The organism is Streptomyces sp. NPDC059080, from assembly GCF_042739975.1.
GTDB classification, from domain to species: Bacteria; Actinomycetota; Actinomycetes; order Streptomycetales; family Streptomycetaceae; genus Streptomyces; species Streptomyces benahoarensis.
Window position 1 is genome coordinate 1 of the sequence record NZ_JBHYGX010000036.1, and the last position, 19827, is coordinate 19827.

The window sequence follows — 19827 nt, forward strand, 5'->3', positions numbered from 1 at the left end:
GGGGGGGGGGGGGGGGGGGGGGGGCCCCCCTCCCCCCTCCCCCCTCCCCCCTCCCCCCTCCTCCCACCCCTCCACCCCCTACCGCAGGACCCCCTCCAAAAAGTCGCTGCCGAGGCGTGCGACCACCTGGAGGTCCAGTTGGTGCAGCACGTAGCGGCCGCGGCGTCGGGTCTGGATGAGCCCGGCTTTTTTGAGCGCCGCGATGTGCCGGGACACCTCGGGCGGTGTGATGGCGAACGTGTTCGCCAGCTCCCCGGTCGTGTGCGGCCCGCGTGACAGCGACCGGCACAGCTTCATCCGCATCGGGTGCGCCAGCGCGTCGAGCCGTTGTTGGACGAGTTCCAGCGTGGCCGGTGCGGGCAACTCGGGGCTCGCCACCGGGTACTGAAGTACCGGCCGCCAGCCCGGCGCATGGCTGAGCAGCAGGTGGGGCCAGCCGAACGACGTCGGGATGAGCGTCAGCCCCGGGTCGTCGGCGTCCTCGAACGCCGTGGTGCGGCCCCCGGCGAGCTTGTCGACGAGGATGCGTTCGCTGCCGCCCGGCACGCTCTCCAGGGAGAGGGCGGTCGAGGTGGCGGGCAGGGTCTCGGCGAGGCCCTTGCGCCGTAGCAGCTCCGTCTTGTGCCGTGCGTCGGCGGCGAGTGGGATGCCGACGCGTCGCCAGATGTCTCCGAAGAACGCCTCCTCACAGTCTTCGAACAGTCTCCTGAGCCATATCCGCAGCCCGTCCGGGTCGGTGAGCATGCGGTCGGTGAACGCCGCCTGCCGCGGTCCGCGGGCCGCGGCCATCTCCCGTACGCGGGCGCGTTCCTCCGCGTCCACGAGGGGCGACGGTGTGCAGCGGGCGTACGTGGTGGAGCAGGTGATCTCGAAGGCGGCGGCCACGAAACGTTCGTCGTCGATCGTGTCCATCGCATCGAGGTCGTCGGCCAGCGTCGCTCCCGTTCGGGCCGGCAGCAGCAGGTCCGAACGGGCGGACCGCCACAGGAAGTCCGCCTCGCACAGCCGGTCGGCGAGGTCGGTCTTCAGCCCGGACGAGGTCGCCGTGACCCAGCCGTGCAGCCCCGGGTGGTGGCCCGGTTCGGACAGCGCGTGCAGCGCGGCGCCCAGCTCCGCGAGCGGCGACGGCGAGAAGACGATGCGCTCGGGCGGGAGCCCGGTGATGTCGATGACGTTGGCCATGCCCTCATCATGCGCCCGCCCGGGACCTGCGGGAACGTCGTTTGACCGCTTCCGTCAATCGACGCGCGCCGACGCCTGGGGCCGCCCCACAGTGAGGCCGTGAACGCCAACCAGCAGCACCTTTTCGACGCCTACCGTGCCGCCCAGCGGGGCGAGGCCCCGCCCGTCCAGCCGGGCGCCGACACCGTCCGCACCGTCCGCGAGGTTCTCCTGTGGAGACGGTTCACCTCCGTCGTCACCGCCCCTGCCGATCGTTTCCCGGCCCGCGCCCTGCGCGCCGCCCGGAGCCTGGGGGCGTCCCTTCTGCACCCCCGGCCGCTCAGGCAGCGGTGACCCGCGCGACGAAGTCCGCAAGCGCCGCCCGTATGTCGGCCGCCGTCCACTCCAGTGCGGGTGCCTGCACCGTCACCTCCGTGGTCGCGAGGCCCGGGGTGGCGTCCTCGAACCAGGTGTGGAACATGCTCGTTCCCGTCTCCCGCGTCTGCCGCAGACCGGCGTCGTTCAGCGCCTGCGCCGGATACGGCAGCCACAGCCGGAACTGATGGGTGTGCGGTTCCTGCGGATGGACGCGGAACCATGGCACGGACGATTCGGCCAACCCTTCCGCCAGGGCCCGCGCGACGCTCTTCGCCTGGGCGACGTACGCGGGCAGGCGCGGCAGTTCGGCGTCCAGCCCGGCGAGTGCGGTCAGCGCCGTCGGCCACTGCTGGAAGATCTGCCCGCCGTAGCGGTGCCGCCAGGCGCGGGTCTCCTCGATGAAGCCCTCGCTGCCCACCAAGGCGGCGCCGCCGATGCCGCCGAGCGACTTGTAGAACGAGACGTACACGCTGTCGGCGAGGGCGGTGATCTCCGGGAGCCCGCGCCCGAAGTGGGGCGTGCACTCCCAGAGGCGCGCCCCGTCGAAGTGGACCACGGCGTCCCGCTCCCGGGCCGCCTCGGCGGTCGCCGTCAGCTCGTCCCACCCCGGTAGGACGAACCCGGCGTCCCGCAGTGGCAGTTCCAGCGCCAGGGTGCCGAACGGCTCCTGCAGCGCATGGACCTCGTCGGCCGTCGGTGTGCGTGGCTCACCGGTCGGGTGGATCATCCGCAGGCCACTGACCGTGGCGTACGCGTCGCGTTCGTGGACCTCCATATGGGAGAGCGGGTGACCGGCGACGGTGGCGTTGCCCGTGCGCCCGGCCCAGCAGCGCAGGGCCACCTGCTGTGCCATCGTCCCGGTGGGGAAGAATGCGGCGGCCTCGGCGCCCAGCACGTCGGCGGTGCGGCGCTCCAGCTCGCCGACGATGCCGTCGTCGTTGCCGTACATGTCGGGCCAGGCGTCGAGGTCGTAGGCGCCCGGGGCGTCGGCGAGGAGGCCGTCGAGCCGTTCGCGGAGGGTCTGCGGCCGGGCGGCCAGGGTCCGCTTCGCGCCACGCGCCGCCGCGAGCCGCCGGCGCCGGTCGCCGGCGCTGGGTTCCGCGCCAGGGTCGGCATCTTGTCGTGGCGGTGTGTGTCGGTCGGGCTGTCGGGTGGGCTGGTGGTGGTCGTGCCGGGTGTTTCCGTGCATGGTCTCCCCCGTCCGTGCCGGTCTCCGCCGAGCCGGTGCTCCGCGTCGTTGCCTCGATGATGGCGTACGCGGCGCCACCGCCGCTCGGCCTGTGGACAACTTTCTGTGACGTACCGACAATGCGTGCTTGACCTGCGGAAATGGCGAGGCAAGGCTTTTTCGGAAGAAAGTGTGGGACGGGCCGTGGCACGGCGGTCGGACGGAGGCGGGGCAGGGCCGGACGGTGACGTGGACGGCGGACCGACGAGGACGCGGACAGCGGTCGGACGGTGCCCGTCGCCGGGCCCGGAGCGGCCGGAAACACTCGCGTAGCATGGCGATGAATCGTCCGGTACCCCCTGAGGACTGGAACGGAAGGCCATCGCCACGTGAACGCAATCCTGCCCATCGAGGCCCAGGACCGCCCGGCCCGACTGACCGTCGGCGTGGTCGGCGCCGGTCGCGTCGGCCCCGCTCTCGCCGCTTCGCTCCAGCTCGCCGGGCACCGCCCGGTCGCCGTCTCCGGGGTGTCCGACGCCTCCGTACGGCGCGCGGCGGCCCTGCTGCCCGAGGTGCCGCTGGTGCCGCCCTCCGAGGTGATGGCCCGCGCCGACCTCGTCCTGCTGACCGTCCCCGACGACGCGCTGGCCGGTCTCGTCGCGGGGCTCGCCGAGACCGGTGCGGTACGCCCGGGACAGCTGCTGGTGCACACATCGGGCCGGTACGGGACGGCCGTGCTGGACCCGGCCACCAGGGCGGGTGCGCTGCCGCTCGCCCTCCACCCGGCGATGACGTTCACCGGTACGCCCGTCGATGTCCAGCGGCTGGCCGGTTGCTCCTTCGGGATCACCTCGCCCGAGGAGCTGCGGATGGCCGCCGAAGCCCTGGTCATCGAGATGGGCGGGGAACCCGAATGGATCGCGGAGGAGGCCCGTCCGCTCTACCACGCGGCCCTGGCGATCGGCGCGAACCACCTGGTCACGCTGGTCGCCCAGGCGATGGAGCTGCTCCGCACCGCCGGTGTCGGGGCGCCGGACCGGATGCTCGGCCCGCTGCTCGGCGCGGCCCTCGACAACGCCCTCCGCTCCGGTGACGCGGCCCTGACCGGCCCGGTGGCGCGCGGCGACGCGGGCACCGTGGCCGCGCACGTCGCCGAACTGCGCAGGCACGCGCCGCAGAGCGTCGCCGGTTACCTGGCGATGGCCCGTACGACGGCCGACCGGGCGCTCGCGCACGGCCTGCTCAAGCCGGAACTGGCCGAGGACCTGCTCGGCGTCCTCGCCGACACCGCGCCCCCGGGGCGCCCGGGCGGAACCACCGCTCCCGGAGACGCCCGGCCCGAAGGCACCCACCCCGGGCCCGACACCCCGGCGAGCGCCCCGGAAGACGGCCCCGAAGACGGCCCGGACCCCGGCGCCTCCAGGGATGACAGCCCGGACCAGTCCCCCAAGGGAGACGAGGACCCCAAGGGAGACGACCCCCGATGACCACCGCCACCCCGGGCCCGCACCCGACTCCCGCCCCTGACCAGGCCCCCACCCCCCAACTCCTCCACACCGCCGCCGAAATCCGTTCCACGGCGCGCGGCGACGGTCCGCGCGCCGTCGTCATGACCATGGGCGCGCTCCACGAGGGGCACGCCGCCTTGGTGCGCGCCGCCCGGCAACGGGTGGGGCCGCGTGGCCAAGTGGTCGTGACGGTCTTCGTCAATCCGCTGCAGTTCGGCGCGGGCGAAGACCTCGACCGCTACCCGCGCACCCTGGACACCGATGTCCGCGTCGCCGCCGCAGCGGGCGCCGACGTCGTCTTCGCACCCTCCGCCGACGAGGTCTACCCGGGCGGCGAACCGCAGGTCAGGATCGCCGCGGGGCCGATGGGCACGCTCCTGGAGGGCGCCAGCCGCCCCGGGCACTTCGACGGCGTCCTCACCGTCGTCGCCAAGCTGCTGCACCTGACCGGCCCGGACGTGGCGCTGTTCGGGGAGAAGGACGCGCAGCAGCTCGCCGTCATCACCAGGATGGCCGCCGATCTGAACTTCCCGGTGGAGATCGTGGGCGTCCCCACCGTCCGGGAGGACGACGGGCTGGCCCGCTCCAGCCGCAACCGCTACCTCTCCGCCGACGAGCGCCGCACCGCCTTGGCGCTGTCCACGGCGCTGTTCGCCGCCCGGGACCGGCTCACCGCCGAGGAGGCGCTGCGCGCCCGCGCGGGAGCCGACGGGCCCCGCTCACAGCGCCGCTCCGAGGCGCTGGCCGCCCTCGGCGAGGAACGGGCCGCCGCGGACGCCCATGCCGTCGCCCAGGCCGCCGCCCGGCCGCCCGGGGCCCCCGCGGCCCGCGGCGCCGCCCCCCCCGTGGACGGGGCCGCCCCCCGCGCCCCCCGCCCGCCGCGCGGCGCCGCCGCGGCCCCCCCCGCCGCCCCCGCCGCCGGCGGGGCGCCCCCCCCCCCCCGCCGTGGCGCGCGCCGCCGCCCACGCCGTGCTCGTGGACGCCGCCCGCCTCGACCCGCCGCTGGAGCTGGACTACCTCGCGCTCGTCGACCCGTCGGACTTCACCGAGGTCCCCGACGGCTACGAAGGCGAAGCGGTCCTGGCGCTCGCCGCCCGGGTCGGCACCACCCGCCTCATCGACAACATCCGCCTCCACTTCGGGCCCCGTACCGCCCAGGGGGACGCGCCCGCCCCGGGCGCATCCGAGGGGGCCCAGCGCACCCCGGGCGGGGCGGCCGTAACCTCACCGCAGGCCCCCGGCGGGGCCCCGTCCGACGAACCCCAAGGCCCCCTCGGAGCGTCCTGATGACCGCCACCGGAACTGGCACCGTCCCCGGCCCCACCGGCATACGGCTGACCGCGCCCGCCCCGGGCTGGGCCATCGACGCCGATGTCGTCGTCGTGGGCTCCGGCGTCGCGGGCCTGACCGCCGCGCTGCGCTGCGCCGCCGCGGGACGCCGCACCGTCGTCGTCACCAAGGCGTGCCTGGACGACGGCTCCACCCGGTGGGCGCAGGGCGGCATCGCCGCCGCCCTGGGGGAGGGCGACACCCCCGAACAGCACCTGGCGGACACCCTCGTCGCTGGTGCCGGGCTCTGTGATGAGGAAGCCGTCCGCACCCTCGTCACCGAAGGACCGGCCGCCGTGGGGCGCCTCATCGGGGCGGGCGCCCGGTTCGACACCACCCCGGGGGGCGAGGGCATCGCGCTCACCCGGGAGGGCGGCCACCACCGCCGCCGTATCGCGCACGCCGGTGGCGACGCGACCGGCGCGGAGATCTCCCGCGCGCTGGTCGCCGCGGTCCGCGCCGCCGGGCTGCGCACCATCGAGAACGCGCTCGTCCTCGACCTGCTGACCGACGATCAGGGTCGTACCGCGGGCGTCACCCTGCATGTGATGGGCGAGGGCCGTCACGACGGCGTGGGCGCCGTGCACGCCCCCGCCGTGGTCCTCGCCACCGGCGGCATGGGGCAGGTCTTCTCCGCCACCACCAACCCGGCCGTCTCCACCGGTGACGGCGTCGCCCTCGCCCTGCGGGCCGGGGCGGAGGTCTCCGACCTGGAGTTCGTGCAGTTCCACCCCACCGTCCTCTACCTGGGCGCGGAAGCGGAAGGGCAGCAACCGCTCATCTCCGAGGCGGTCCGCGGTGAGGGCGCCTACCTGGTCGACGCGGACGGCCACCGCTTCATGGCGGGTCAGCACGAACTCGCCGAACTCGCCCCGCGCGACATCGTCGCCAAGGCGATCATGCGCCGCGCCCACGAAGCCGGCACCGACCACATGTTCCTCGACGCCCGGCACTTCGGCGCCGCCATGTGGGAGACCCGCTTTCCCACCATCCTCGCGGCCTGCCGCAGCCACGGCATCGACCCCGTCACCCAGCCCATCCCGGTGGCCCCGGCCGCCCACTACGCCTCCGGGGGCGTCCGCACCGACCTCTGGGGCCGCACGACCGTCCCGGGGCTCTACGCCTGCGGTGAAGTCGCCTGCACCGGCGTCCACGGGGCGAACCGCCTCGCCTCCAACTCCCTGCTGGAGGGCCTGGTCTTCGCGGAACGCATCGCGGCGGATCTCGCCCCGGGCGAGCCGGACGCGGGCACCACCCCGGGTGAGCCGGACCAGGCTGTCCCGGGGGGCACCGCCGCCCCCAAGGGGGCACCCGCCCCCGACGCGTCCCCCCGGGGCACCGCCCTCCCCCTGCTCGCCCCTGAGGCGCGGGTGCGGGTGCAGCGCGTCATGACGGAGGGCGCCGGGGTGCTGCGCAGCGCCCACAGCCTCGCGCGGGCCGCCGCCGCGCTCGACCGGCTCCACCAGGAGGCGGCCGTGGCCGCCTCCGGCGACGGCGCCCCCGACGGCGCCCCCGACGTCAAGGTGCCCGAGCCCGGTGTCGAGGCGTGGGAGGCCACCAACCTGCTGTGCGTCGCCCGGGTCCTCGTCGCCGCGGCGCAGCGCCGGGAGGAGACCCGCGGCTGCCACTGGCGCGAGGACCACCCCGGACGCGACGACGCCGCCTGGCGCCGCCACTTCCGCATCGCCCTCGGCACCGGCCGCACCCTGGCCGTCCACACCACGGAGACCGCAGCCTTCCCGCCGACGGCACCCGCCCCGGGGGCACCGGACCCCGGCGCGCTCGCCCCCGGCGCACCGGATCCCGTACGCGCCCCCGGCGCGCCGACCGCCTGACGCGCCCCCACCGACCGCCGCACCACCCGCCTCTTCCCGATACGGAGCCCACCCGTGAGCAGCACCCCCGACGACCTCCCTCTCCTCCAGATCGGCATCGGCCGGCCGTCGGCCGAGACGCCCGCCGGTGGCGGCTGCGGCGACGCCTGCGGCTGCGGCGGGCCCGACGAGGGCTACGACCTCGACCCGCTGACCTGCGGCCTCGACCCGGATCTCGCCGCCCTCCTGGTGGCCTCCGGGCTCGACCCCGTCCAGGTGGAGGGCATCGCCCACCTCGCCCTGGAGGAGGACCTCGACGAGGGCGTGGACGTCACCACCGTCGCGACCGTCCCCGAGGAGTCCGTGTCCACCGGCGACTTCACCGCCCGCCAGGCCGGGACGGTCGCCGGGCTGCGGGTCGCCGAAGCGGTGCTCTCCCTGGTGTGCACCGAGGAGTTCGAGGTCGAGCGGCACGTCGAGGACGGCGACCGCGTCGAGGCCGGCGCCACGCTCCTCAGCGTCACCACCCGCACCCGCGACCTCCTCACCGCGGAGCGCAGTGCCCTCAACCTCCTGGGCCGCCTCTCCGGCATCGCCACCGCCACCCGCGCCTGGGCCGACGCCCTGGAGGGCACCGGCGCCAAGGTCCGCGACACCCGTAAGACCACCCCGGGCCTGCGCGCCCTGGAGAAGTTCGCGGTGCGCTGCGGCGGCGGCGTCAACCACCGCATGTCGCTGTCGGACGCCGCGCTGATCAAGGACAACCACGTCATCGCGGCGGGCGGCGTCGCCGCGGCGTTCACCGCCGTACGCGACGAGTTCCCCGGCGTGCCGATCGAGGTCGAGGTCGACCGCCTCGACCAGATCCCGCCGATCCTCGCCGAGGGCGCCGACCTGATCCTCCTGGACAACTTCACCCCGGAGCAGACCGAAGAGGCCGTCGCCCTGGTGGCGGGCCGCGCGATCCTGGAGTCCTCCGGGCGCCTCACCCTCGACAACGCCGCCCGATACGGCCGCACCGGCGTCGACTTCCTCGCCGTCGGCGCCCTCACCCACTCCGCGCCGGTCCTCGACATCGGCCTCGACCTCCGCGAAGAGGCCCCCGCCACCGCCCCGGCCGACGACGAGCACGAGGACCGCTGACCGCCATGCTGCTGACCATTGACGTGGGCAACACCCACACCGTCCTCGGGCTCTTCGACGGCGAGGACATCGTCGAGCACTGGCGGATCTCCACCGACGCCCGCCGCACCGCCGACGAACTCGCGGTCCTGCTGCACGGCCTGATGGGCATGCACCCGCTCCTGGGCGACGACCTCGGCGACGGCATCGACGGCATCGCCATCTGCTCCACCGTCCCCTCCGTCCTGCACGAACTGCGCGAGGTCACCCGCCGCTACTACGGCGACGTACCGGCCGTCCTGGTGGAGCCCGGCGTCAAGACGGGCGTGCCGATCCTCATGGACAACCCCAAGGAGGTCGGCGCCGACCGCATCATCAACTCGCTGGCCGCCGTCGAGCTGTACGGCGGCCCCGCCGTCGTCGTCGACTTCGGCACCGCCACCACCTTCGACGCGGTCAGCGCCCGCGGCGAGTACGTCGGCGGCGTCATCGCGCCCGGCATCGAGATCTCCGTGGACGCCCTCGGCGTCCGGGGCGCCCAGCTCCGCAAGATCGAACTGGCCCGGCCGCGCAGCGTCATCGGCAAGAACACCGTCGAGGCGATGCAGTCCGGCATCCTCTACGGCTTCGCCGGCCAGGTCGACGGCGTCGTCCGCCGGATGGCCCGCGAACTCGCCGACGACCCGGACGACGTGACCGTCATCGCCACCGGTGGCCTCGCCCCCATGGTCCTGGGCGAGGCCGCCGAGATCGACGAACACGAACCGTGGCTCACCCTCATCGGCCTCCGCCTCGTCCACGAACGCAACGTCGCCCGCTCCTGACCCGGCCGGTACGGACACGGCCCCCGCGCCCGTACCCCGCCGCCCGCCCGAACGGCCCGCACGGCCCCGGGGCGCGCCACCGAGGCGCCCGCCCCGGGGCCGCGCCCTTTTCCGTGCTCCCCGGGGCCACACCCCACGCCACCGAAATCCCGTTAAGCGGCTTTTGTCCTAGTTACACGTAAAGTCCGCTGCATGCCTATGCCATACGGAACCCGCGGCGGCATGGTGTTCAGCGCCGACGAACTGCGCGTGCTCCGCCGCGCCCTCGCCCACGCCCGCCGGTCGACGTCCGCCACCCCGCCCGGCCCCGCCGGGCCCGAGCGCCCCGTGGAGCCTCAGGAGTACCTCCGGCTGGCCGAGGCCGTCGACGAGGCGGAGTGCGAAGGCGCCCGGCTGCGCGCCTTCCTCCTCGCCGACCTCGCCCGCTACCGCGCCGCCCTTCCCGGTGCGGCCCCTGCCTACCTCGCCCGCCTGGACGAGGCGCTCGCCGTCGGCTGCGCCCCCGGCCCCGACGACCTCGCGGCCCTGCACACCCTCGTACCGGGGGGCGCCGGGGCCGCCGAGGGCGTCCGCCGCACCGGACTGCTGCGCCGCTGCGAGGCGTCCACCGGACGGGCCGCCCCCGCCCACCCGGTGGACGCCCGCCTGAGGACCCTGCCGGGTGCCCGCAGCGCCGACGAGCCCCGCCCCGCGCCCCGCCGCCCCGCACCCGACCCCGCGTCCCGGCCCGCCCCGCGGCCCGCTCCCAAGGAGCCGCAGCCCGAGCGCCCGGTCCCCACGCCGGGGGAGGTCTTTCCGCGCCGTCGTCGCCCCGCGCCGCCCCCCGGGGCCCGTACGGCCTGAGCGCTGCGTACCCTGGAATCCTTACGCCCCGAGGAGGCCCCCGCCATGGATTACGTCGCCGCGCTCTTCCCGCCCGCACTAATGGCCGTGGCGTTCACCGCGCTGATTGTGGTGATGGTCAAGAGCCAGGGCGGTCAGAACAAGGCCAAGGAAGACGCCGCGGTGGACGCCGCGTTCGCCGAATCGGCCGCTTCCGGCCAGGAGCCCACCACGCGCGGCGCCTGATCTTCCGCGCAATCCGGCGACATCGCCACCCGCACTTCGTACGGCCCGGGATTCCCTCCCGGGCCGTACCTCGTTTTTCCCGTGCAAACGCACCCGATGAACCGGCAATCGCGACATCTCCCACTATTCTTCAAGTGTGCCGAGACCATTGGGTGAGCTGGAAGACGCCGTCATGACGCGGGTCTGGGAGTGGAACCGCCCGGTCACCGTCCGGGAAGTTCTGGAAGATCTGCAGAAGGAACGGTCGATCGCGTACACGACCGTCATGACGGTATTGGACAACCTTCACCAGAAGGGCTGGGTCCGGCGCGAAGCGGAAGGCCGCGCCTATCGATATGAGGCGGTCTCCACCCGCGCCGCATACTCGGCCGCACTGATGAACGAAGCATGGTCCACGAGCGACAACCCGGCAGCCGCTCTTGTCGCGTTCTTCGGCATGATGTCGCCCGAGCAACGCAACGCTCTGCGCGATGCCGTCCGTATGGTTCAGGTCGACGAACCGGCCCCGCCCACGGAACTCACCGATGCCACGGAAGCCCCTGCCACCCCCGAACGGTCATCCGGCGGCGGACCCGCCGGAGAAGCGGAAGGCGCCCCGCGGGAAGAGGGCCGCCGGAACACCGCTCAGGCGCCCGATGCGGCACCGGAAGAAGTCACGGAAGAGCCCCGCCGCACCGCCCCGGCGGAAGGCGAGGAACCCGGAGCGGACGCGAGCGCCGCGGAGCGATAGCGTCGCCGCATGCCTCCGCATTCAAAAGGGCTCACCGTCCGCCGCGCCAGGACCGCCGATGTGCCCGCCGTACGCCACCTCATCGACTCGTACTCCCGTGATGGCATCCTGCTCGACAAAGCCACCGTCACGCTTTACGAGGACATCCAGGAGTTCTGGGTCGCCGAGCGCGACGAGGATGCCGAGGTCGTCGGCTGCGGTGCGCTCCATGTGATGTGGGAAGACCTCGCCGAGGTCCGCACCCTCGCCGTGGACCCGCAGCTCAAGGGCTCCGGCGTCGGCCATCAGGTCCTGGACAAGCTGCTGCGGACCGCGAGCTGGCTCGGCGTGCGGCGCATTTTCTGTCTCACCTTCGAAGTCGACTTCTTCACCAAGCACGGCTTCGTCGAGATCGGCGAGACTCCCGTGGACGGTGATGTCTACAGCGAGCTGCTGCGTTCCTATGACGAGGGTGTAGCGGAGTTCCTCGGTCTCGAACGAGTGAAGCCCAACACCCTGGGCAACAGTCGCATGCTTCTGCACCTCTGACCGGCGTTCTATGTCCGAATCGCGCCCCTATCCCATGGCCAGGACACGACGCGTTCCCCGGTGGGCGGGCATGTGAACCCTACCCGGGGGTTTGTGTTTTTCCGGGAAAAGCGGTTTGCTTTCCGTCGTAATCCGCATTCGATGAAAGGGAAACCCGGTGGCACAGAAGGTTCAGGTTCTTCTTGTCGACGACCTCGACGGCGGCGAGGCCGACGAGACCGTGACGTTCTCTCTCGACGGCAAGTCCTACGAGATCGACCTCACCACCGCCAACGCGGACAAGCTGCGTGAGTCTCTTGCCGACTTCGTGAAGGCCGGGCGGCGTACCGGAGGCCGTTCCGCTTCCGGCCGTGGCAAGGCGCGTGCGGCATCGGGCGGCAGCCAGGACACCGCGAAGGTGCGCGCGTGGGCCAAGGAGAACGGCTACAACGTCAATGACCGTGGCCGTGTCCCCGCCGACATTCGCGAGGCATACGAGAAGGCCAACGGCTGATCGCCTTCGGCGCGATCCGTTTGGTCATTACGAGCACGCAGCAGCCGGGCCCGGTGGCATTCCGTCGCCGCCGCGCTCACGAGCCGTACGAGGTCGGGGACGCAACCGCGCTCCCCGAAACCTGCCCCGATCCCCGTGACGGGCAGGGAATTCTCGGCCTCGTATCCCGGTTCGGGAGGCCGCATCCATACTGCGGCCTCCCGTGAGCCGATTGCGCATGATGACGGTCCGGAAGTGGGGAATGACGGAGCGGTCATCCGCCCTCCGGCGCCCCGCGCCGTGAGATCCGGCGCGAGTGAGCCCCACTCCAGCCATTCCAGGATTCCGGGCAGTTCCTCGGCGCCGCCCGCCGCGATGAGCATGAGCATTTTCGGCCGATCGACGCGGGAAATCCCGTCGGACCCGGACGGAACACGTCCGGCGCGGCACCCCGCCGCCCCGGGGCCGGACGGCGCACAGAGATGACCGCCCAGGAGCGCGACCGGCCCGGTGCGCGGCAGTCGCCGCAGCACCGCCCAGCCCGCGTCCGCAGGCATCTCCAGGACGTCGAACCGCACCCCCGTCAGCAGCTCCACGGGCTCCCCGCCGGTCGTCGGCCAGCGGAGTTCCCGCTCGTACCAGCGGCGTACGGCGACGAGGGGCGTACGGGGACGCGGGAGCGCGCGGACCATGCCCGGTGCAACTTCCGGAAACCTGGAAGGTTACGTTGGGTTGGCGTGGAGGCACCCTCCGTGTCCGGTCCGGCGGCGGGCGGCGGTCCGGATCGGTCCGAAGGTGTTCGCCCGTAGCGGAGGGAAGGGGCCCGTGCCGCATGGAGTGTCAGTGGCGACGGGTAAGACATTCATCATGGGAAAAGACGGTGTGACGGCGTTCGGCGCCCGGATATCGGCAGCACGGCCGGCTTCCGGGACGCCGCGCCGGAACGGGCAGCGTTCGCCACGGGCGTAGTGGTGGTGAGCGTATATGCCTGGCCTGCGGGAACATCGTCTCGCACCATCGGGTTGGAGCAGTTGTCGGCTGTTCGGGGCAGGTGACGTCCCTACGAGAGTGGGGTGAGCTGCGTACGGGTGTCGGCAGTTGGAATGAGCTGTCCCGCCCTGCGGGACTAGCATGCGGAAGGACAGGGAGGGGACCGCCCCCTTCACTGCCCGACCGCTCTGAGGAGCGATTTACGATGTTCGAGAGGTTCACCGACCGCGCGCGGCGGGTTGTCGTCCTGGCTCAGGAAGAAGCCCGGATGCTCAACCACAACTACATCGGCACCGAGCACATTCTCCTGGGCCTGATCCACGAGGGTGAGGGTGTCGCCGCTAAGGCCCTGGAGAGCCTCGGGATTTCGCTCGAGGCGGTCCGCCAGCAGGTGGAGGAGATCATCGGGCAGGGCCAGCAGGCTCCGTCCGGCCACATTCCCTTCACCCCCCGTGCCAAGAAGGTCCTGGAGCTGTCGCTCCGCGAGGCCCTTCAGCTCGGCCACAACTACATCGGCACCGAGCACATCCTGCTCGGCCTGATCCGCGAGGGCGAGGGCGTCGCCGCCCAGGTCCTCGTGAAGCTGGGCGCCGATCTCAACCGGGTGCGGCAGCAGGTCATCCAGCTGCTCTCCGGCTACCAGGGCAAGGAAGCCGCCACCGCCGGCGGCCCCGCCGAGGGCACGCCCTCGACTTCCCTCGTCCTGGACCAGTTCGGCCGCAACCTCACGCAGGCCGCCCGGGAGACCAAGCTCGACCCGGTCATCGGGCGCGAGAAGGAAATCGAGCGGGTCATGCAGGTGCTGTCCCGCCGCACCAAGAACAACCCGGTCCTCATCGGCGAGCCCGGCGTCGGCAAGACCGCCGTCGTCGAGGGCCTGGCGCAGGCCATCGTCAAGGGCGAGGTGCCCGAGACCCTCAAGGACAAGCACCTCTACACCCTCGACCTCGGCGCGCTGGTTGCCGGCTCCCGCTACCGCGGTGACTTCGAGGAGCGCCTGAAGAAGGTCCTCAAGGAGATCCGCACCCGCGGCGACATCATCCTGTTCATCGACGAGCTGCACACGCTGGTCGGTGCGGGCGCCGCCGAGGGCGCGATCGACGCCGCCTCCATCCTCAAGCCGATGCTGGCCCGCGGTGAGCTGCAGACCATCGGCGCCACCACGCTCGACGAGTACCGCAAGCACCTGGAGAAGGACGCGGCCCTGGAGCGCCGCTTCCAGCCCATCCAGGTCGCGGAGCCGTCGCTGCCGCACACCATCGAGATCCTCAAGGGCCTGCGGGACCGCTACGAGGCGCACCACCGGGTGTCCATCACGGACTCCGCACTGGTCGCCGCGGCCACCCTCGCCGACCGCTACATCTCGGACCGCTTCCTGCCGGACAAGGCCATCGACCTCATCGACGAGGCCGGCTCCCGGATGCGCATCCGCCGGATGACTGCGCCGCCGGACCTCCGCGAGTTCGACGAGAAGATCGCCGACGTGCGCCGCGAGAAGGAGTCCGCGATCGACTCGCAGGACTTCGAGATGGCCGCCGGTCTCCGCGACAAGGAGAAGCAGCTCCTGGCCGCGAAGACGAAGCGGGAGAAGGAGTGGAAGGCCGGCGACATGGACGTCGTCGCCGAGGTGGACGAGGAGCTGATCGCCGAGGTCCTGGCGACGGCCACCGGCATCCCGGTCTTCAAGCTCACCGAGGAGGAGTCCTCCCGGCTGCTGCGGATGGAAGACGAGCTGCACAAGCGCGTCATCGGCCAGAAGGACGCCATCAAGGCGCTCTCGCAGGCCATCCGCCGTACCCGTGCCGGTCTGAAGGACCCGAAGCGTCCCGGCGGATCGTTCATCTTCGCCGGTCCGTCCGGTGTCGGTAAGACGGAGCTGTCCAAGACGCTCGCCGAGTTCCTCTTCGGCGACGAGGACGCGCTGATCTCCCTCGACATGTCGGAGTTCAGCGAGAAGCACACCGTCTCGCGGCTGTTCGGTTCGCCTCCCGGCTACGTCGGCTACGAAGAGGGCGGCCAGCTCACCGAGAAGGTGCGCCGCAAGCCGTTCTCCGTCGTGCTCTTCGACGAGGTCGAGAAGGCCCACCCGGACATCTTCAACTCGCTGCTGCAGATCCTGGAGGACGGTCGCCTGACCGACTCCCAGGGCCGGGTCGTGGACTTCAAGAACACCGTCATCATCATGACGACGAACCTCGGCACCCGGGACATCTCCAAGGGCTTCAACCTGGGCTTCGCCGCCCAGGGCGACGCCAAGACCGGCTACGAGCGGATGAAGAACAAGGTCAACGAGGAGCTGAAGCAGCACTTCCGCCCCGAGTTCCTCAACCGTGTCGACGACACCGTCGTCTTCCACCAGCTCACCGAGGAAGACATCATCCAGATCGTCGACCTCATGATCGCCAAGGTGGACGAGCGGCTGAAGGACCGCGACATGGGCATCGAGCTGAGCGGCGAGGCCAAGTCGCTGCTCGCCAAGCGCGGGTACGACCCGGTGCTCGGCGCCCGTCCGCTGCGCCGCACGATCCAGCGCGAGATCGAGGACGCCCTCTCGGAGAAGATCCTCTTCAACGAGCTGCGCCCCGGTCACATCGTGGTCGTCGACGTGGAGGGCGAGGGCGACTCCGCCGCCTTCACCTTCCGCGGCGAGGAGAAGTCGGCCCTGCCGGATGCGCCGCCGATCGAGTCGACGGCTGGTGGGTCTGGTCCGACGAACCTGAGCAAGGACGCGTAGCCTGCGCTGAGCGCAGTAGCGGTACGTACGACACCGCCCCGAACCGTTTGTCGGTTCGGGGCGGTGTCGTGTGTGTGGGCGAGGGCGGGGGCTTTCAGGCGCGTGGCTCCGGGTAGATGGCGAGCTTCGCACCGGGTGGCAGGGCAGTGCCTGGAGTGGGGCGGCGACGGCGGCACCTGACGACGAGCCCCGGCGACGGCACCCGACAGCGGCACCCGGCGACGAGCCCAGCGAAAGCCCCGGCGACAGCTCCCGCCGCTCCCCGCCCAGAGCCCCCGGCAAAGAAAGTAACCGCCGTCACATAACCCCCGTCACATTCGCCCCCCCCATTCCAAGTAACCGCGGTCACATAAAATCTGGAAATGATGAAGGAAAGGCCGTGGGGAAGGGGGGAGGGGTAACCCCGGTCACAGGAGGCCGTTGGTCCTGAAACGGACATCGAAAGTCCCACCAAAAGGCGCGGGAACCCGTTTCCCGGTGACTTGTCGCACAGTCGAATTCGGGCCTACTAGAGGGGTTAGGGGGAGTTCTCCGGGAGCGCGAGGGGGTGCGGGACGGGTGTCGCGGGCCGGGTCTTCCGGGTGTGGGGAGCTGGGGCGGGCGCCTGGGTAATGTGTGCCTATATGTCCAGTTCAGGAGCGGTATGGCGGCCGTTCGCGGGTGGGGGAGATGGGGTGGTTTGGGTGGTTGGTCCGGCGGTCGTGCGGGGTGCCCTGCCAACGTCCACGCCCCGCCGCGCTTACGGTCCGGGCTAGTAGAAAGGGCCCTTGGCAGCGCGGCGATGGCGGGTTACCAAGGAATGGCGATGCCGGTCCGCAGCCGGGTCGCAGATTCCTTTCCCTTCCTTTTCGGAGGTGCAACCCGCATGTCGAAGTTCGCCAAACTCCGCAATTCCAAGAAGTCCGTTCTCCGCACCCGTGCGGTGGCCGTCACCGTCGGTCTCGGCGCCTCAGTCGCCCTGGGTGCGGGAATCGCGAACGCCGCGGATTCCGGGCTGACGAGCCTCACCTCGAATGTGAGCTCCACCGTCGCCAAGCAGGCCGACGCGCAGACCAGGGCCGTGCAGAACGCCAAGAGGGCCGCCGACGCCTGGGTCAAGCCGGTCGACAACTACACCCTCGGCTCCACCTTCGGCCTCGCCGGTAGCCACTGGTCGCACAATCACAGCGGTCAGGACTTCGTCGTGCCGACCGGCACCGCCGTCAAGGCCGTGCACCAGGGCGTCGTGGTCAAGGCCGGTCCGAACGGCGGCGGTGACGGTCCCGCGTACGGCAACGCCATCGTGGTCAAGCACCCGAACGGCATGTACACGCAGTACGCCCACCTGTCGAACATCCAGGTGGGCGCGGGCCAGGAGGTCAAGACCGGTCAGCAGATCGGCCTGTCGGGCTCCACCGGTAACTCCACCGGCCCGCACCTGCACTTCGAGGTCCGCACCGGCCCCAACTACGGGTCGGGCATCGAGCCGACCGGATTCCTGCGGGCTCACGGCGACTCCGTCTGAGCTGAGTCCGGCCGGGCTGGCCGGCGGTGCGGCGGGTTGGCCGCCGTGACCAGTTCCGTGGCGACCCTGAGGATGGCTTCGCGCTTCTCCTCGGGGTCGCCTTCGACGTGCTGCATCGTGAACTGACCCGCGTGCAGCGCATGGACCGCGGTCAGGCACCGCATCTGGTCGACCAGATCGGCGTCCGGGTCCTTGAGCAGGTCGAACAGCTCCATCACTCGCCGCTTGAAGATCTCGCCGATGCTGAGATCCCGCACCGTCGCCTGGTTCTCGTGGACGAAGCGGAACAGCGATTCGGCGTTGCGCAGCGCGTCGCCGTAGCGGCGGACCAGCTCGGTCCTGGTCTCCGTGGTGCGCGGCTGCTCCCGCCCCCAGGCGAGGAGCTCGTCGATCGGCTGCGCCGCGTCCTCGAAGAGCCCGATGACGATGTCTTCCTTGGTTTTGAAGTGGTAGTAGAGCGCTGCCTTGGTGACGTCCAGCCGTTCGGCGATCTCGCGGAGTGAGGTCTTCTCGTAGCCGTGCGCGGAGAACAGTTCCAGTGCGGCTTCCTGGATGCGTCGGCGGGTGTTGCCCCTGCGCGCCTGACCTGTGCCCATGGTGTTCTCCCGCGTCCTCGGTGTGGTGCTCCGGTCGCGTCAAGGAAGAAACTTACTTGACGACCGGCTAGTGACGTCTTACCTTTCCTCACTGTACTGAACTAGCCGGTCGGCAAGTAAGTGGGAGTAAGTGAGAGTGATGGGGATGTCGCGGAGAGCGACCCCGACGGGGGGCGGCATGGCAACGGCCGACAAGGCAGAACCGGCGCAGGGGGACCAGCAGGAGCAGACGGCGGGCAAGCAGCCCGCCAGCGTGCGCGTGGTGCTCTTCGCGCTGATGATCGCGATGCTGCTCGCGATGCTCGACAACATGATCGTCGGCACCGCGATGCCCACGATCGTCGGCGAACTGGGCGGTCTTGAGCACCTGTCCTGGGTGGTCACCGCCTATACTCTCGCCACCGCCGCGTCCACCCCGATCTGGGGCAAGCTCGGCGACATGTACGGACGCAAGGGCGTGTTCCTGGCGTCCATCGTGCTCTTCCTGATCGGCTCGGCGCTCTCCGGCGCGGCCCAGGACATGGGTCAGCTCATCGGCTTCCGCGCCGTGCAGGGGCTGGGCGCCGGCGGTCTGATGGTCGGCGTCATGGCGATCATCGGTGATCTGATTCCGCCGCGGGAGCGCGGTAAGTACCAGGGCATGATGGCCGGTGTCATGGCCATCGCCATGATCGGCGGGCCGCTGGTCGGCGGCACCATCACCGACCACCTCGGCTGGCGCTGGAGCTTCTACATCAACCTGCCGCTCGGCGCCGTGGCCCTCGCCATGGTCACCGCGGTGCTGCATCTGCCGAAGAAGCGGGCGCAGGCGCGGATCGACTACATCGGCGCCCTGCTGCTCACCGTCGGCATCACCGCGCTGGTGCTGATGACGACGTGGGGCGGGACCGAGTACGACTGGGCGTCGCCGCAGATCATCGGGCTGGGCGCGGGCGCGGTCGTCGCGCTGGTGCTGTTCGTGCTGGTGGAGCAGAAGGTCGCGGAGCCGGTGCTGCCGCTGCACATCTTCCGGAACGGCAACTTCTCGCTGGTCACGCTGATCGGTTTCCTCGTCGGCTTCGTGATGTTCGGGTCGATGACCTTCCTGCCGCTGTTCCAGCAGACGGTGCAGGGCGCCTCGGCCACCAACTCCGGGCTGCTGCTCCTGCCGATGCTGCTGGCGATGATGGCGGTGTCGCTGTTCGCGGGCCGGGTCACCACCACGACCGGTAAGTACAAGATCTTCGTGGTGGTCGGCGGCGGGCTGATCACCGTCGGTCTGGCGCTGCTGTCCCTGATGGACGTCGGCACCACCCGCTTCACCTCGGGTCTCTACATGGCGGTGCTCGGCGCCGGTATGGGCTTCCTGATGCAGACGACGATGCTGATCGCGCAGAACAGCGTGGAGATGAAGGACATGGGCGTCGGCTCGTCGTCCGCCACGCTCTTCCGGACGATCGGTGGTTCCTTCGGTGTCGCGATCTTCGGTGCGGTCTTCACTCAGCAGGTGAAGGACACGATGAGCGAGCGGCTCGGCGCGGCGGGCGGAAAGCTGTCGTCCGGCGGCGCCGCGCAGCTGGATCCGAAGGGCCTGGCGCAGCTGCCGCCGATGGTGAAGGACGCGTATCTGCACGCGGTCTCCACCGGTACGCACCATGTGTTCCTGTGGGGCGCGATGGTCAGCATCATCGGTTTCGTCGCGGCGTGGTTCCTCAAGGAGATCCCGCTGCGCGGCGGTCCGGCCCGTCCCGCCGCGGAGAAGGAAGAGATCGCCCCGGCGCCCGTCGCCGAACCGGTCTGACCGGTCTGACCGGCACATACGACCAGGGGGGGCCCGCCCGCCGCGGGGGGGGGGGGGGGGGGGCCGCGGGGGCGGGGGGGGTCGGCCGCGCCCCCCCACCCCGCCCACACACCCCGCGCCT

Annotated in this window: 17 protein-coding genes and 1 pseudogene; 14 read left to right on the forward strand and 4 right to left on the reverse strand. The window is 71.6% G+C overall.

What is annotated here, in order from left to right:
- Window positions 1-78 precede the first annotated feature (78 nt).
- Window positions 79-1182: a DUF5937 family protein gene (locus ACFWWQ_RS23420; protein ID WP_384599375.1), complete on the reverse strand. Its 1104-nt coding sequence runs from the start codon at window positions 1180-1182 to the stop codon at window positions 79-81.
- A gap of 99 nt (window positions 1183-1281) precedes the next feature.
- Here ACFWWQ_RS23420 and ACFWWQ_RS23425 point away from each other — a divergent pair, with 99 nt between their 5' ends.
- Window positions 1282-1515 carry a hypothetical protein gene (locus ACFWWQ_RS23425; protein WP_384599378.1) on the forward strand — a complete coding sequence of 78 codons (234 nt, stop codon included), beginning with the start codon at window positions 1282-1284 and terminating at the stop codon, window positions 1513-1515.
- Here ACFWWQ_RS23425 and ACFWWQ_RS23430 read toward each other — a convergent pair.
- Window positions 1502-2728: a threonine aldolase family protein gene (locus ACFWWQ_RS23430; RefSeq protein ID WP_384599381.1), complete on the reverse strand. Its 1227-nt coding sequence runs from the start codon at window positions 2726-2728 to the stop codon at window positions 1502-1504. The genes ACFWWQ_RS23425 and ACFWWQ_RS23430 overlap by 14 nt on opposite strands.
- Before the next feature lie 368 nt (window positions 2729-3096).
- Here ACFWWQ_RS23430 and ACFWWQ_RS23435 point away from each other — a divergent pair, with 368 nt between their 5' ends.
- From ACFWWQ_RS23435 to ACFWWQ_RS23480, 10 genes and pseudogenes are all read left to right on the forward strand, one after another.
- Window positions 3097-4194 (forward strand): Rossmann-like and DUF2520 domain-containing protein, encoded by a 1098-nt coding sequence (locus ACFWWQ_RS23435; protein WP_384599384.1) that lies wholly within the window; start codon window positions 3097-3099, stop codon window positions 4192-4194.
- Window positions 4191-5382, forward strand: a pseudogene (panC, locus tag ACFWWQ_RS23440) (pantoate--beta-alanine ligase); the annotation flags it as partial. The gene ACFWWQ_RS23435 and the pseudogene panC, both read left to right, overlap by 4 nt.
- Window positions 5383-5501: 119 nt before the next feature.
- Window positions 5502-7379, forward strand: coding sequence for an L-aspartate oxidase (locus ACFWWQ_RS23445; protein WP_384599513.1), 1878 nt, complete (start codon window positions 5502-5504; stop codon window positions 7377-7379).
- Window positions 7380-7433: 54 nt separating this feature from the next.
- On the forward strand, window positions 7434-8501 hold the full coding sequence (gene nadC, locus ACFWWQ_RS23450; protein ID WP_384599387.1) for a carboxylating nicotinate-nucleotide diphosphorylase: 1068 nt from the start codon (window positions 7434-7436) through the stop codon (window positions 8499-8501).
- Between the two features lie 5 nt (window positions 8502-8506).
- A complete protein-coding gene (locus ACFWWQ_RS23455; RefSeq protein WP_384599390.1) occupies window positions 8507-9304 on the forward strand; it encodes a type III pantothenate kinase in 798 nt (265 codons plus the stop codon).
- A gap of 192 nt (window positions 9305-9496) precedes the next feature.
- The gene (locus ACFWWQ_RS23460) at window positions 9497-10147 is read left to right on the forward strand and encodes a hypothetical protein (RefSeq protein ID WP_384599393.1); all 651 of its coding nucleotides are present in this window, start codon (window positions 9497-9499) and stop codon (window positions 10145-10147) included.
- 45 nt (window positions 10148-10192) lie between these two features.
- Complete coding sequence (locus tag ACFWWQ_RS23465) at window positions 10193-10372, forward strand: hypothetical protein (protein ID WP_143940627.1); 180 nt, start codon at window positions 10193-10195, stop codon at window positions 10370-10372.
- Between the two features lie 172 nt (window positions 10373-10544).
- On the forward strand, window positions 10545-11102 hold the full coding sequence (locus ACFWWQ_RS23470) for a BlaI/MecI/CopY family transcriptional regulator (protein WP_384599515.1): 558 nt from the start codon (window positions 10545-10547) through the stop codon (window positions 11100-11102).
- 9 nt (window positions 11103-11111) lie between these two features.
- Window positions 11112-11630: an amino-acid N-acetyltransferase gene (locus ACFWWQ_RS23475; protein ID WP_384599396.1), complete on the forward strand. Its 519-nt coding sequence runs from the start codon at window positions 11112-11114 to the stop codon at window positions 11628-11630.
- Window positions 11631-11787: 157 nt separating this feature from the next.
- Window positions 11788-12123: an Lsr2 family protein gene (locus ACFWWQ_RS23480; RefSeq protein WP_030289381.1), complete on the forward strand. Its 336-nt coding sequence runs from the start codon at window positions 11788-11790 to the stop codon at window positions 12121-12123.
- Here ACFWWQ_RS23480 and ACFWWQ_RS23485 read toward each other — a convergent pair.
- The gene (locus ACFWWQ_RS23485) at window positions 12054-12794 is read right to left on the reverse strand and encodes an SCO3374 family protein (protein WP_384599401.1); all 741 of its coding nucleotides are present in this window, start codon (window positions 12792-12794) and stop codon (window positions 12054-12056) included. The two genes, ACFWWQ_RS23480 and ACFWWQ_RS23485, sit on opposite strands and share 70 nt — an antisense overlap.
- Window positions 12795-13297: 503 nt before the next feature.
- Between ACFWWQ_RS23485 and ACFWWQ_RS23490 the strand changes: the two genes are divergently transcribed.
- Complete coding sequence (locus ACFWWQ_RS23490) at window positions 13298-15826, forward strand: ATP-dependent Clp protease ATP-binding subunit (RefSeq protein ID WP_384599404.1); 2529 nt, start codon at window positions 13298-13300, stop codon at window positions 15824-15826.
- Between the two features lie 865 nt (window positions 15827-16691).
- Window positions 16692-17330, forward strand: coding sequence for a M23 family metallopeptidase (locus tag ACFWWQ_RS23495; RefSeq protein WP_384599407.1), 639 nt, complete (start codon window positions 16692-16694; stop codon window positions 17328-17330).
- Here ACFWWQ_RS23495 and ACFWWQ_RS23500 read toward each other — a convergent pair.
- Window positions 17312-17926, reverse strand: coding sequence for a TetR/AcrR family transcriptional regulator (locus tag ACFWWQ_RS23500; RefSeq protein ID WP_384599410.1), 615 nt, complete (start codon window positions 17924-17926; stop codon window positions 17312-17314). The genes ACFWWQ_RS23495 and ACFWWQ_RS23500 overlap by 19 nt on opposite strands.
- Window positions 17927-18104: 178 nt before the next feature.
- Between ACFWWQ_RS23500 and ACFWWQ_RS23505 the strand changes: the two genes are divergently transcribed.
- Window positions 18105-19706, forward strand: a complete 1602-nt coding sequence (locus ACFWWQ_RS23505; RefSeq protein WP_384599413.1) for an MDR family MFS transporter — start codon at window positions 18105-18107, stop codon at window positions 19704-19706.
- The last annotated feature ends 121 nt before the right edge of the window (window positions 19707-19827 follow it).